The 12,898-nt window shown below is 37.8% G+C and carries 14 protein-coding genes; 4 read left to right on the forward strand and 10 right to left on the reverse strand.

The window, feature by feature from the left end; genetic code table 11:
• Positions 1 to 9 precede the first annotated feature (9 nt).
• The 3 genes from OQH61_RS01605 to OQH61_RS01615 are packed head-to-tail and all read left to right on the forward strand — an operon-like array spanning position 10 to position 3,349.
• Positions 10 to 975, forward strand: coding sequence for an ABC transporter permease subunit (locus tag OQH61_RS01605; RefSeq protein ID WP_266025489.1), 966 nt, complete (start codon positions 10 to 12; stop codon positions 973 to 975).
• On the forward strand, positions 972 to 2,642 hold the full coding sequence (nikC, locus tag OQH61_RS01610; RefSeq protein WP_266025490.1) for a nickel ABC transporter permease subunit NikC: 1,671 nt from the start codon (positions 972 to 974) through the stop codon (positions 2,640 to 2,642). Before OQH61_RS01605 ends, nikC begins: the two co-directional genes overlap by 4 nt.
• On the forward strand, positions 2,636 to 3,349 hold the full coding sequence (locus tag OQH61_RS01615; protein ID WP_266025491.1) for an ATP-binding cassette domain-containing protein: 714 nt from the start codon (positions 2,636 to 2,638) through the stop codon (positions 3,347 to 3,349). The genes nikC and OQH61_RS01615 overlap by 7 nt, the downstream gene beginning before the upstream one ends.
• On the opposite strand, the gene OQH61_RS01620 is transcribed toward OQH61_RS01615, so the two are convergent.
• The 7 genes from OQH61_RS01620 to ureA are packed head-to-tail and all read right to left on the reverse strand — an operon-like array spanning position 3,341 to position 8,825.
• Positions 3,341 to 4,102 carry an urease accessory protein UreD gene (locus tag OQH61_RS01620; RefSeq protein ID WP_266025492.1) on the reverse strand — a complete coding sequence of 254 codons (762 nt, stop codon included), beginning with the start codon at positions 4,100 to 4,102 and terminating at the stop codon, positions 3,341 to 3,343. The two genes, OQH61_RS01615 and OQH61_RS01620, sit on opposite strands and share 9 nt — an antisense overlap.
• Complete coding sequence (gene ureG, locus OQH61_RS01625; protein ID WP_266025493.1) at positions 4,099 to 4,701, reverse strand: urease accessory protein UreG; 603 nt, start codon at positions 4,699 to 4,701, stop codon at positions 4,099 to 4,101. Before ureG ends, OQH61_RS01620 begins: the two co-directional genes overlap by 4 nt.
• Positions 4,702 to 4,711: 10 nt before the next feature.
• The gene (locus tag OQH61_RS01630) at positions 4,712 to 5,374 is read right to left on the reverse strand and encodes an urease accessory protein UreF (RefSeq protein WP_266025494.1); all 663 of its coding nucleotides are present in this window, start codon (positions 5,372 to 5,374) and stop codon (positions 4,712 to 4,714) included.
• A gap of 1 nt (position 5,375) precedes the next feature.
• The gene (gene ureE / locus OQH61_RS01635; protein ID WP_266025495.1) at positions 5,376 to 5,894 is read right to left on the reverse strand and encodes an urease accessory protein UreE; all 519 of its coding nucleotides are present in this window, start codon (positions 5,892 to 5,894) and stop codon (positions 5,376 to 5,378) included.
• A complete protein-coding gene (locus tag OQH61_RS01640; protein ID WP_266025496.1) occupies positions 5,894 to 6,409 on the reverse strand; it encodes an AmiS/UreI family transporter in 516 nt (171 codons plus the stop codon). Before OQH61_RS01640 ends, ureE begins: the two co-directional genes overlap by 1 nt.
• 9 nt (positions 6,410 to 6,418) lie before the next feature.
• Positions 6,419 to 8,128: an urease subunit beta gene (ureB, locus tag OQH61_RS01645; protein ID WP_266025497.1), complete on the reverse strand. Its 1,710-nt coding sequence runs from the start codon at positions 8,126 to 8,128 to the stop codon at positions 6,419 to 6,421.
• A 19-nt stretch (positions 8,129 to 8,147) separates the two neighbouring features.
• Positions 8,148 to 8,825 (reverse strand): urease subunit alpha, encoded by a 678-nt coding sequence (ureA, locus tag OQH61_RS01650; RefSeq protein ID WP_266025498.1) that lies wholly within the window; start codon positions 8,823 to 8,825, stop codon positions 8,148 to 8,150.
• Positions 8,826 to 8,987: 162 nt separating this feature from the next.
• Here ureA and OQH61_RS01655 point away from each other — a divergent pair, with 162 nt between their 5' ends.
• Positions 8,988 to 9,638 (forward strand): hypothetical protein, encoded by a 651-nt coding sequence (locus OQH61_RS01655; RefSeq protein ID WP_266025499.1) that lies wholly within the window; start codon positions 8,988 to 8,990, stop codon positions 9,636 to 9,638.
• 43 nt (positions 9,639 to 9,681) lie between these two features.
• On the opposite strand, the gene OQH61_RS01660 is transcribed toward OQH61_RS01655, so the two are convergent.
• Genes OQH61_RS01660 through prpC form a run of 3 tightly spaced genes read right to left on the reverse strand, consistent with a single transcriptional unit; the run spans position 9,682 to position 12,896 of the window.
• Positions 9,682 to 10,218 carry a hypothetical protein gene (locus OQH61_RS01660; RefSeq protein ID WP_266025500.1) on the reverse strand — a complete coding sequence of 179 codons (537 nt, stop codon included), beginning with the start codon at positions 10,216 to 10,218 and terminating at the stop codon, positions 9,682 to 9,684.
• A 41-nt stretch (positions 10,219 to 10,259) separates the two neighbouring features.
• Positions 10,260 to 11,714, reverse strand: coding sequence for a 2-methylcitrate dehydratase (gene prpD, locus OQH61_RS01665; RefSeq protein WP_266025502.1), 1,455 nt, complete (start codon positions 11,712 to 11,714; stop codon positions 10,260 to 10,262).
• A 33-nt stretch (positions 11,715 to 11,747) separates the two neighbouring features.
• Positions 11,748 to 12,896 carry a 2-methylcitrate synthase gene (gene prpC, locus OQH61_RS01670; RefSeq protein WP_266025503.1) on the reverse strand — a complete coding sequence of 383 codons (1,149 nt, stop codon included), beginning with the start codon at positions 12,894 to 12,896 and terminating at the stop codon, positions 11,748 to 11,750.
• Positions 12,897 to 12,898 lie beyond the last annotated feature (2 nt).

Raw genomic sequence — 12,898 nt, forward strand, 5'->3', positions numbered from 1 at the left:
AGGTAAGGTATGAAACGTATTATTTTGTATAGAATCTTATCTCTCGTGCCTATTATGCTTATAACTTCTTTTGGGGTATTTTGTTTGTTAAGATTGGGTGGGAGCGACCCTGTAATGGCATATATCATTCATTCAAATCTCCCTGCTACTCCCGAACTTATTACAGAAATTACACATAGTTTTGGACTTGATAAACCACTTTTGGAGCAATATTTTACTTGGCTGTGCAATGCGCTAAGGCTTGATTTTGGTATTTCTTATATGAATGGGCGAAGCGTAAGTGCGGATTTTTTATATTTTTTGCCCAATACCCTCATACTTGTGGCTTGTGGCTTTGGATTAACTTTTTTGTGTTCTGTGCCGCTTGGGATTATAAGTGTGTATTATCATAATAAATTACCTGATTTTTTGATTAGATTTTTTTGTTTTGTGGGTGTGAGTATGCCAAATTTTTGGCTCGCATTTTTGCTTATTTTGGTTTTTAGTGTATATCTTAACTGGTTACCCGCAGTTGGTATGGAGGGCGTGCAGAGCTTTATTTTGCCAAGTATAAGCATTGCGCTGATGTCTATATGTATTAATGCGCGACTTATCCGAGCAAATATGCTTGAAGTGCAAAAAGAGAGGCATATTATTTATGCAAAAATGCGTGGTGTTAATGGGTGGAGACTTCATATAAAACATATTTTTTATAATGCTTTTCTCCCTATTCTTACAGCAATGGGTATGCACATTGGTGAGCTCCTTGGTGGTGCGCTTGTGATAGAGAGTGTATTTGCATTACCCGGCATTGGGCTTTATAGTATTCAAGGTATTGCAAATCACGATTACCCTGTGATTGAATGTTTTATTGTGGTATTAAGTTTTTGTTTTGTGCTTTGTAATGGCGTAGTAGATGTTTTCTATGGATTGCTTGACCCGCGCATACGCAAGCAAATGGAAAACACACAAAATGCATCAAAAGAGGGGATATGAATAATACTATTAAGATGAGTTGGTGGGGCAAAGGTGCATTTGTAGGTGTTGGGATTCTTATGCTCTTGGCTCTTTTTACTCCATTTCTTGCTCCATATACCCCAGATATGCAGGATTTGGAATATCGGTTTGCACCTATAAGTGTGCAACATTGGCTTGGCACAGATTATTTAGGGAGGGATATATTTTCCCGACTTTTATATGGTGCAAGACTTTCGCTTGGTTGTGCATTTGTTATTTTAGGTTGGATTGTGCTGTTGGGCATAAGTGTAGGTGGGTTATGTGGCTTTATTGGTGGGCGCATTGATACTCTATGTATGCGTGTGTGTGATGTATTCTTGAGTGTGCCAACTATTGCTCTGTCATTGTTTTTGATAGGTATTTTAGGTGCTGGATTAGAAAATGTGATAATTGCCATTGTGCTTACACATTGGGCTTGGTATGCAAGAATTGTGCGTAGCATTGTATTTAGTCTCAAAAATAAAGAATATGTCTTGCTCTCCTATACCTTTGGCACAAGTGGGTGGCAGAGATTTAGGCGACATATTCTCACTCCTATCCTCTGTCAATGTGTGGTGCTTGCAAGTATGGATATAGGGCATATTATGCTTCATATTGCTGGATTGTCATTTTTAGGACTTGGTGTGCAACCACCTACGCCTGAATGGGGCATTATGCTTAGTGAAGCTAAAGATTATATGTGGGATTACCCCTCGCTTATTATTTATCCGGGAATAGCACTTTTTATCAGCGTGGCTTTATGTAATTTATTAGGTGAAGCATTAAGAGATTATTTTGGTGTGCAAAATAGCCTTGATGACCAATCAAGTGAAGAATCTAAACATATAAAAGATACCAAAATACATCTTGATTCTAAGATAACCCCTCTTACTCAAGCACAAATTTTGCACATTCACGATTTAAGTATTTGCCTAGATTCTCATCATCTTGTCTCTCATCTTAATGTATCTATGAAACGCGGTGAATGTGTGGCATTACTTGGCAAAAGCGGAAGTGGAAAGTCTATAAGTGCCCTTGCTTTGCAAGGATTCCTTGCTTCTAATTTAAGCCAGATAAGTGGTAAGATTATGCTTGATGATAAAGTGATTAATCCTGCACTTTATCGCTCGCTTGCTTTTTCTTGCATTATGCAGAATCCACGCACTTGTTTTAATCCACTTTTAAGTATCGCTCATCATTTTAAAGAAACACTTAAATCTCTTCATAAGCCTTATAATCAAACCTTTGTCGCACAATGTGTTAGAGAATCTGGATTAGATGAGCAAGTGCTTACTATGTATCCATTTGAATTAAGCGGCGGTATGTTGCAACGCGTAATGATAGCCTTAGCATTGCTCACCCAAGCTCCATTCATCATCGCTGATGAACCAAGTAGCGATTTGGATAGAGATATAGCATTTGAGATTCTTCAAACCTTGCGTAGGTTACAACAACAGCGAGGACTTGGTATTTTGCTTATCACACACGATTTGGAAGTAGTTGCCTATATGGCTCAATATGTGTATGTAATGGATAAAGGCAAGGTTATAGAAGAAGTTTCTCTTAGCAAAGATTTTTGTTCTTATGTGCCTAAGAGCGCGACTCTAAAGCACTTAAAAGATATATGTGAGAGTAATTTGCTCACAAAGGAAAGTGCGCTATGTTAAGGCTCTGTAATGTATCATATCAATATAAATCATACAGATTCTTTAGCACGACACAAAAAGCAGTGCTCAAGCATATCTCTTTGAATCTTTGTGCGGGAGAGAGTCTTGCAATAATGGGGGCAAGTGGTTGTGGTAAAAGCACATTGGCACAAATTGCTTGTGGATTACTCACTCCAACGCGTGATGAATTAGGGCAAGTGGGCAAGGTATATGTAAATGAACAATTACTTAACCTTAATTCACTTCGTGCAAGACGTTTATTTTATGCACAAGTGCAGATTCTCTTTCAAGATGCCATAGGTTCGCTTAATCCGCGTTTGAATTGTTTTGAGAATCTTATTGAGCCACTTTTGTATTTGCGTGGCATAGCCTATAAAGATTGTTTAAAATATATTGAGCCATTGCTTGAGCGTGTGGGATTACATACAGAGATTTTGGACAAAAATGTAGCAATGATTTCAGGAGGTGAAGCACAAAGAATCTGCCTTATACGCGCTTTGCTCGTTAATCCAAAACTCCTTATCCTTGATGAGAGCACTTCGGGACTTGATTATGAGCTATGTTTGGAGGTTATTGCATTTCTTAAAGCTTGGCAAAAACAACACAAAAGTGCTATTTTGCTTATCACACACGATAAGCATATCGCTCAAAAATTATGCGAGAATCTCAAATATATAAAAAATGGAGCATTATGTGATTTAGCTTAAAGCCAAATCTTTTTTGAATTGAAGCAATCGCTCGCTTTGGGTATCTAATGCTTTAATGATAATAGCTCCATTATTTGTGCTTATACCGACATTTAAGGAGCTATTTTTGATTTTTTCCTCTAAGATGTGAAGGTCTAGTAAATCATCACATATCACCATACTCAAGGTGTGGGTATATTTATCAAAGAGGCAGGGATTTTGCATATCCATTTGCGTGGGTTTAAGATGAGTGTTTTCAAAAAAAACCAATTCATTTTCTTTGTATATGCGAAGCCTTGAGCAGAGTTCCGTAAAATCAAATATTTCACCGCACGCTACTCTGCCTGCGCATATTATCTCGCTGTAATGCAATCTAGCATTTTTACTCAAATAAACATCAGTAGTATTTTTAAATGAAGAATCTTTAAAGGGCAAAAGAGGCAAGGGTGCATAATCTAAAAAGGCATTTTCCTCTACTTGAATGTGAGTATGTTTGCTTGCATAGCCATCTTGTGTGTCGTGTATTTTTTCATAACTTTGTGAGATTAATCGGATTTTGCTTTCTTTGCCAATGTGTATGTGAATATCTTGACAATCATCTTTAAGTAGTCCAGCAGAGACTGATATAAGCATAATTTCAGCTATATCCTCATCTTCTAATGGGCTTATTATCTTAAGAGGAGGCGTAAAAAACATCTCCTCAATGATATTTTTACCATTTAAGCCTTTTTTTGTTTTGAGTTTTAAAGTGCTTTTTTGTGCAAAGTTACTCATATATCTTCCAAAAGCGCATATTTTTTTATCCATTCCACGACAGCACCAATGCCTTCTTTGGCACGGATATTTGTGAATAAAAAAGGCTTATCCCCGCGCATTTTTCTTGCATCTGATTCCATTATGTGCAGATTTGCACCAACATAAGGAGCTAAGTCAATTTTGTTGATAATAAGCAAATCTGAACGCATAATACCCGGTCCGCCTTTTCTTGGGATTTTATCCCCTTGTGCTACATCAATGACAAAGATTGTAAAATCTGCTAATTCTGGACTAAATGTAGCAGAGAGATTATCGCCACCACTTTCTATAAAGAGAATCTCAATATCAGGAAATCGCTCCAGCATTTCCTCTACTGCTTCAAGATTCATAGAGGCATCTTCTCTAATGGCTGTGTGAGGACAACCACCTGTTTCTACGCCGATAATTCTTTCATTTGGAAGCACAGAATTTTTGCTCATAAATTCTGCGTCTTCGTGCGTATAAATATCATTAGTAATAACAGCAAGAGAGTATTGTGTGTGCATTAAACGCGTAAGAGATTCTATTAAAGCAGTTTTGCCGCTTCCCACAGGTCCGCATATACCTATTTTTACCATTTATTCTCCTTTATGACATATATAATCTTGTGTGCAAATATTGATGTTGCATTGCTTTAATATCACTTGCAATAGCGCTATTGCACAAATCTTGCTTTGTGAGAGATGTAAGCTTTTGACATAATATAAAAAATTCCTCGTGTAAAGAAGCAAGTATCTCCTGCCCATCGCTTTGGGCAAGTGGGATAAGTTTCACGCAATTTGTGAGGGTATGAGAGGCTTGAGCATATAAGTAATGTTGTATGCACTCTTGCTCATTAAGTTGATATGAGGTGCAAAATACACCATAGGCAACTGCATAAATATGATGAATGCTTGCTTGTGTATATGATTGAAATAAGGCATTTTGTTGCAACTTCATAGCTTGAATAGTTTTTATAAAACGCGCTCCAAGCTTTTGTATAGCACTTTTTACTTGTTTTGCCACACTTGCTGCTGCGATGATAGATTCTATTTCAAGGATTTCCTCCAAAGAATGAGATTGCTGAATAAGCTTTATAGCTAATAAGTCTGTATGCAAAACTTGAGTATGCAAATAGGCTTTAAGATAATCTTTTGCATCATATTTATTTTTTATCCTTCCTGATTGCACATAGCTCTCTAGTCCAAAAGAATGCGTGTAATTGCCTATGGGAAAAAGCGCATCATTAATTTGTAGAAGCAAAAAATTCACCTTAATCCTTTTTGCATAATTTTATACCAAAATGCGGACTTTGAGTAAGCTTTGGCTCACGCATAAGAGGAGAGGTAAGATTGATTCTATTTTGAGAATCTAACACACACCATTTTTTTTCAAATGCAATACCTCTTTTTTGGCAGATTCTTTGCAATGGCATCTCAAAAGGTGCTTGAAGCTCCATTGTATTTTTATCATAAAAAAGCGGTATATGCAAATTGCCAATTTCATAACAGAGTGTTATCATAGTATCCCAATCTATTGGCTGCATAGAAAGCACCCAAGTGGGCAAAATAGAGATAATAATTGCCCTATGCGTATCTAAAAAGAGTATATCCCCATCATTTAAGCCACCTTTTGGCACTTGGGCAAGCTTCATCGCTATAACTTGCCCATTTTGTGAGCTTAAACGCGCAATTTTTTTTCTTGTATCATACCAATCCACTTGCACTCTATCAATTTCTAAATGTGTTGTATCTATGTCTTTGATATTGCCAAGAATATGCTCCACTTGCATTAATGCCAATATCCTATAAGGATAAGCCACGCAGGAATCCACGCGGTAAAGATTCCCTCTGCAATAGCTAAGTAAGGCACGAATTTAAGTTCAATTTTTAAAACACTTTCAATCCAGCCTGTGAGCCACAAAATGCCCCAAGCAATCCATATATAAGCAAAGGCTATACTTTCTTGTGTGCCTTCGTTATAGCTTAGATAGGCTGCGGGGATAGCATTTATTGCAACAAACAAACTATACCAACCATAAGCTCTTATATCAAGGTTAAAAAGATTGTTGCAGGCTATAAAAAGATAAGTAAAACCAAAGAGTAATCCAGTAGCCGCCGCATAAAAGTCATCAAAGCCATTATCGCTTACACTTCCATGCACAATCACTATGATATTTATAAAAACAGAGAGCAATCCTACAAAAATATTCATTATTGAAGCACTTTTGCCATCAATTTGCGTGAGGCGACAAATGCCATTATTGATAAGCACAATAGCTACATACATTAATACAATACCTAACATATTTTCTCCTTAAAATAAACAATAAAGTTGTCCCAAAGATACCTTATCAACAGGCTTAGAAGTAATTTTTGTATTATTTACTTTCACCTCATAAGTTTCAGGATTGACTTCAATGGGCGTAATCACATCATTAAACTTCATATCTTTTTTTGCAATAGTGCGACAATTTTTTACAGGCAAAAGCATTCTTTCAAGTCCAAGTTCCTCCTTGAGACGAGAATCATAAGCAATTTGTGAGACAAAAGTAATGGCACAATTATATTTTGCTTTGCCATAGCTACCAAACATTGGCGCATAATGAACGGGTTCGGGAGTAGGGATAGAAGCATTAGCATCTCCTATTTTTGCTGCCACAATCATTCCATTTTTAAGAATCATCTCTGGCTTTATACCAAACATACTTGGTTTCCAAAGCACCAAGTCCGCAAATTTACCTACTTCAACAGAGCCTACATATTCTGAAATCCCGTGAGCAATGGCTGGGTTAATAGTGTATTTGGAAATATATCTTTTGATTCTAAAATTATCATTTTCCCCATTTTCTTCTTTTAAAGCTCCAAATTCATTTTTGCATTTATCTGCGGTTTGCCAAGTTCTCGTGATGACTTCGCCCACTCTACCCATAGCTTGAGAATCCGAGCTTGTAATTGAGAAAATCCCCATATCGTGGAGTGTGTCTTCTGCGGCAATGGTTTCTGGGCGGATTCTGCTATCAGCAAATGCGACATCTTCTTTGATTTTTTTATCTAAGTGATGACATACCATAAGCATATCTAAATGCTCATCGGCTGTATTTTTTGTAAATGGAATTGTGGGATTTGTAGAAGCAGGGAGGATATTTGGTTCTCCTGCAGCCTTAATAATATCTGGGGCGTGTCCTCCACCAGCACCTTCTGTGTGGAATGTGTGGATAGTTCTCCCTGCGATTGCCCTCATCGTATCTTCAACACAGCCACTTTCATTGAGTGTGTCTGTATGAATAGCTACTTGCACATCATATTTTTGGGCAACATTTAAGGCGTGATTAATCGCAGCAGGAGTAGAACCCCAATCTTCATGAACCTTTAATCCCAATGCTCCAGCTTTAATTTGCTCCTCTAATGCTTCTTCATTGGAGCTATTGCCTTTGCCCAAAAATCCTAGATTCATAGCATAGCCTTCAGCAGCACGCAACATTTGGTGCATATTCCACTTTCCGGGTGTGCAGGTAGTCGCATTTGTGCCTGCTGCTGGTCCTGTGCCTCCGCCAATCATTGTTGTTATGCCACTATAAAGTGCAGTTGGAATCTGCGTAGGAGAGATAAAATGAATATGCGTATCAATGCCACCAGCAGTAATAATTTGTCCCTCTCCTGCTATAACTTCTGTTGCTGTTCCTACAACCATTGCTTCAGACACATTATCTTGTGTATCTGGATTTCCAGCTTTGCCAATACCCACGATTTTTCCATTTTTAATGCCAATATCAGCCTTGTAAATCCCTGTATAATCAATAATCATTGCATTTGTGATGACTACATCAAGCTCATTTTCATAAGTGCTTGCGCTTTGAGCCATACCATCGCGGATAGTTTTCCCTCCACCAAATTTAATCTCCTCACCATAAAGTGTCCAGTCTTTTTCAATTTCTGCAAATAAGTTTGTATCGCCTAAGCGCACCTTATCTCCTGTGGTTGGTCCATACATAGAAACATATTGTTTTCTTGAAATCTTAATCATTTTTTCTCCTTAATATAAATTAGTGTATAAAATGCTTTTTTGCAGCGTTTGTGAGACATTGTTCTTTGTTTTTTTCGCTTGTGTGCATATTTGTTAAGTCGTTAAATCCAATAATTGTTTGTTTGCCACCAAAATCAATAAGATTCACACTTTTTTCCTCACCGGGTTCAAAACGCACAGATGTGCCAGAGGGAATATCTAAGCGTTTGCCAAAGCTTTGAGCCCTATCAAATTCTAAGAGCGCATTGACTTCAAAGAAATGAAAATGAGAGCCTACTTGTATCGGTCTATCGCCTTTGTGAGTAACTTTGATGCTTATAGATTCTTTATTGGCATTAAGCGTGATGTCCTCATCTTTGAGGATATATTCTCCGGGCGTGAGTTTGCCATTATCTTCAATGGGATTATGAATTGTAACAAGCTTTGTTCCATCAGGAAAACTCACTTCTACCTGCACTTCATCAACCATACTCGCTACACCTTCCATTACCTCATCAGCTTTGAGAATCTCTCTACCTTGCTGCATAAGTTCTGCTACGCTTTTGTTACCCTCTCGCGCAAGCTCCATAATTTCCATACTGATAAGGGCTATGGATTCAACATAATTCAGTTTAATACCTCGTTCTTTGCGGCTTTTGGCTAATGCCCCAGCATAATGTAACATTAGTTTATCTAATTCTTTAGGTGTTAATCTCATACTCTATCCTTTATTTTATAATTTTTACTCTCTTTAGAGGCGCGAGGATTGTAAAATCTTATGATAAATACTTATTAAATAGTGTGTTTTATGGCATCTAAGTATTAAAGGCAGCAAGTTATAATGTTAGTATTTATAAAATGAAAGAATATAGGGTGCAAAATGAGAATCTTAATGAATTGTGTAAAGAAATTGCTTCAAAAAAGGTGCGCTGATGAGACTTTGAATAAAACGCTTCATTATAAAAAATTAAAGATAAAACCTCCAACAAAACTAAAGCCTTTTGAATGGCAGGAGCAGAAACTCAAAAAGAAAGGCTATAAGGGCGATGAGATTTATAAGATTATTATCAATACTGCCACAAACCCAATAAATCAAAAAATGAGCGATAAACCTCAAAAGTGCAAAGAGGATTTGCCTACCCCAAGAGAAGCAGCAGAGCGTGAAAATCTCAATTATCTTATGTGGTGCGATAAAGAATGGAATGAAGATGATGAGGGCAATATGCGCTGGGAGTTTGAGCTGTGGAATTTTGGCTATGAAGATGCCTTGAATTTGTGTGGGGCTATATGGACGATATTTGATTGTAACATTGTTTTATTAGATTTTTATGATTTGGTAGAAACAAAAATTTGGCGTTTTAGTATTAATGATATGCCTTGTTTGTGGTATTTTAATGACTTCCCCGCTTATCATTACATTATTCCATTTGAGCAAACCCAAGAAAATTGCGCCAAACTTGAGGGCTATATGAAAATCCTCGTTGATGAGCTCAATAGAATCGCTATTGAGAAAATCATAGAGCCTTATTGAATAAAAGAAAGAACAGAATGCTTTAATATTGAGGTGATAAAACTTATTTTCCAAATAAGTAGCTTCCAAACCAAAATACCATGCATTTTTTAGCTTTTTGGCTAAAGTTATTGTATTTTTTCTGCACGATAGAATCATCAAAGTAGAGTTCTCTTGCATTTTTCAATGTAAGGGCAAAGCCTATATCCTCACGCCTTTTTGTAATCTCACCTCCTTTTTCATAGATAAAGCCTATGTGAATATAGTTTTGCTCTTCATCATCATAGAATCTTTTTTTAAAATCTAAGCACAAATAATGCGCGATTTCTAGCGGATGATTCTGTTCCTTTTCTTTGCTCTCTCCAAAAAGCACTTCGGCTTTTACATATGAGGTGTCTAGTTCTAAGGGTATGCTTTGGTGTGTAGGGATACCCTCTTTATAATTGGCGGCAGTGAATATTCGCTCTCCTTTGAGATAATCAGTGCAAGCTTTTGCATTGTTTTTTGGCACAAAATCATACACACTTCTCACCCAAAACCAACGATATTCTTTGAATACAGAATCTTTAGATTCAATAGATAATATGACCTGTCTTTTCATTGCAGCTCCTCAAATCGCCAAAGCATAAAGCTTGGCAATTATTATAGTGCAAATAAATCACTAAACTCATTAAATGGCGTGGATTCTAAAGTTTTTTGATTTGCGCATAATTCCTCAATAAGTGCGCATTTTTTCGCACTTAGTTTTCCTGCAATATTGCGTTTAAACTTTTCTACAAGCACAGGGATTCCCTCATCTCTGCGGCGTTTATGCCCAATAGGATACTCAACTTCTACTTTTTGGCTTTTACTACCATCTTTATAGAAAATCTGCACTGCATTGGCAATGGAGCGTTTATCAGATTCTAAATATTCGCGTGTATAGCGCTCATCAACTTCTACTACCATTTTAGCACGCAACGCGTCAATTCTTGAATCTTTTGCTACGCTATCCTCGTAATCATCAGCTGTAAGTCGTCCAAATACAAGCGGCACAGCTACCATATATTGAATGCAGTGGTCTCTATCAGCTGGATTTGCAAGCGGTCCTACTTTGTTAATGATTCTATGTCCGGATTCTTGAGTAGTAATGATGATTTTATCAATATCTTCAAGGCGATTTTTCACTTCATTATGAAGTTTAATCGCACACTCTACCGCAGTTTGTGCGTGAAATTCTGCGGGGAAACTGATTTTAAAAAGCACATTTTCCATTACATAGCTACCAAATTCTTGTGGAATGGTAAGTTTTTGTCCTCTCATTTTCACATCTTCAAATCCCCAAAATGAAGCACTCAATGCGCTTGGATAGCCCATTTCACCGCTTAATGCTTTTAGGGCGAGATTCACTCCTCTACTGCTTGCATCACCTGCAGCCCAACTTTTGCGCGAACCTGTATTTGGGGCGTGGCGATAAGTTCTCAATGCTCCACCATCAATAAAAGCGTGGCTCACAGCATTACGCACTTCATCAAAATTTCCTCCAAGCATAGCACAAGCCACAGCACTAGAGGCAATTCTCACAAGTAGCACGTGGTCTAATCCTACCTTGTTAAAGCAATTCTCTAAAGCCAAGATTCCTTGAATCTCGTGTGCTTTAATCATTGCGCTTAGCACATCTTTTACTTTGAGCGGCTCTTTGCCTGTGGCAATATTTTTGCGACTAAGATAATCTGCCACTGCCCAAATCGCCCCTAAATTATCACTTGGGTGTCCCCATTCTGCAGCAAGCCAAGTATCGTTAAAATCAAGCCATCTGACCATTGCACCAATATTAAATGCTGCTCTCTCTGGCTCTAATTGATAGCTAGTTCCGGGAATCTTTGCCCCCAATGGGCGAAACTCTGCTCCCTCTACCACGGGTCCTAAGATCTTCGTGCAAGCAGGAAAATTCAGTGCTAAAAGCCCACAGCCTATTGTATCCATAAGGCAATATCTTGCAGTCTCGTATGCAAGAGGTGAGTTAATTTCAAACTCTAGCGCATAGCGAGCAATTTTGCTTAATAGTTCATCAAACTCCGGTCGTTTTGTCTCTAAAATACCCATATCTACACTCATTGTGTTCTCCTTATATTTAGATTAAAAATGTGCCTAGCGATTATGCAGTGGCACAAATGCCTTTTTGTCTGGTCCAATATATTCTGAACTCGGGCGAATAAGTTTGTTATTTGCCCTTTGTTCAAAAATATGTGCCAACCACCCCGCTGTGCGAGAGAATATAAAAATTGGCGTAAAGTAGGGTGTTGGAATCCCCATAAAGTGATATGCAGACGCACTATAAAAATCCAAATTTGGAAAAAGCTTTTTTTGTTCCCACATCACTTTTTCTATCATTTCACTAATGGGATAAAGCCCCTCTGTATCGCCCACATCTTCACTAAGCTTTTTGCTCCATTGTTTTATCACTACATTGCGTGGGTCAGCTTTGACATACACGCGATGTCCAAAGCCCATAATTTTATCTTTTTTGGCAAGTTTATCTAAAATGCCTTTTTCAGCCTCTTGTGGAGTTTTATATTCGGTGATAAGCTCCATTGCTGCTTCATTTGCTCCTCCGTGCAAAGGTCCTCTAAGCGCACCAATCGCCCCTGTAATACCCGAATAAATATCCGACATAGTCGCTGTGATAACGCGCGCAGTGAATGTGCTTGCATTAAATTCGTGTTCAGCATAGAGAATCAAACTTATGTGCATTGCTTTTACCCATAAATCTTTTGGTGATTTTTGATGAAGAAGTTCCAAAAAATACCCAGCAATGGAGTCTTGGTGAGATTCTGTGTTTATTTCCTTGCCATTATGGTGATAGTGATGCCAAAAAGTAAGAGCTGAAGGGAAAATCCCCAAAAGCCTTGTAGCAATTTTATGCTGCATAGGAAAAGACATTTTTACAATATCATAGCTTTCAGGTTCAAGGCAGCCAAGCATAGAACAAGTTGTGCGCATAATATCCATAGGGTGTGCATTTTTTGGCAAAAGTTTAAGTGTATCCTTAAGCGCTTTGGGCAAACCTCTTGCTGCTATAAGCTCTTTTTTAAATGTTGCGAGTTCATTGGCATTTGGCAATTTTTCTTTTAAGAGCAAATAAGCCACTTCTTCAAATTCGCAATGTTCTGCTAAATCATAAATATCGTAGCCTCTATAATTGAGCCCGTGCCCTGTGCCAACCGTGCAAATAGCAGATTGTCCAGCAGTAATTCCTGCAAGTCCGCCTACTTTCGTATTTTTGATTGCTTCTCCCATAG

Source organism: Helicobacter sp. MIT 21-1697 (assembly GCF_026241255.1).
GTDB lineage: Bacteria > Campylobacterota > Campylobacteria > Campylobacterales > Helicobacteraceae > Helicobacter_C.

Bases quoted from the DNA above. Each gene is read 5' to 3' on its own strand.
- OQH61_RS01605 (WP_266025489.1), top strand. From the start codon at position 10: ATGAAACGTATTATTTTGTATAGAATCTTATCTCTCGTGCCTATTATG.
- nikC (WP_266025490.1), top strand. From the start codon at position 972: ATGAATAATACTATTAAGATGAGTTGGTGGGGCAAAGGTGCATTTGTA.
- OQH61_RS01615 (WP_266025491.1), top strand. From the start codon at position 2,636: ATGTTAAGGCTCTGTAATGTATCATATCAATATAAATCATACAGATTC.
- OQH61_RS01620 (WP_266025492.1), bottom strand. From the start codon at position 4,102: ATGAGTAACTTTGCACAAAAAAGCACTTTAAAACTCAAAACAAAAAAA.
- ureG (WP_266025493.1), bottom strand. From the start codon at position 4,701: ATGGTAAAAATAGGTATATGCGGACCTGTGGGAAGCGGCAAAACTGCT.
- ureE (WP_266025495.1), bottom strand. From the start codon at position 5,894: ATGCAAGTGGAGCATATTCTTGGCAATATCAAAGACATAGATACAACA.
- OQH61_RS01640 (WP_266025496.1), bottom strand. From the start codon at position 6,409: ATGTTAGGTATTGTATTAATGTATGTAGCTATTGTGCTTATCAATAAT.
- ureB (WP_266025497.1), bottom strand. From the start codon at position 8,128: ATGATTAAGATTTCAAGAAAACAATATGTTTCTATGTATGGACCAACC.
- ureA (WP_266025498.1), bottom strand. From the start codon at position 8,825: ATGAGATTAACACCTAAAGAATTAGATAAACTAATGTTACATTATGCT.
- OQH61_RS01655 (WP_266025499.1), top strand. From the start codon at position 8,988: ATGAGAATCTTAATGAATTGTGTAAAGAAATTGCTTCAAAAAAGGTGC.
- OQH61_RS01660 (WP_266025500.1), bottom strand. From the start codon at position 10,218: ATGAAAAGACAGGTCATATTATCTATTGAATCTAAAGATTCTGTATTC.
- prpD (WP_266025502.1), bottom strand. From the start codon at position 11,714: ATGAGTGTAGATATGGGTATTTTAGAGACAAAACGACCGGAGTTTGAT.
- prpC (WP_266025503.1), bottom strand. From the start codon at position 12,896: ATGGGAGAAGCAATCAAAAATACGAAAGTAGGCGGACTTGCAGGAATT.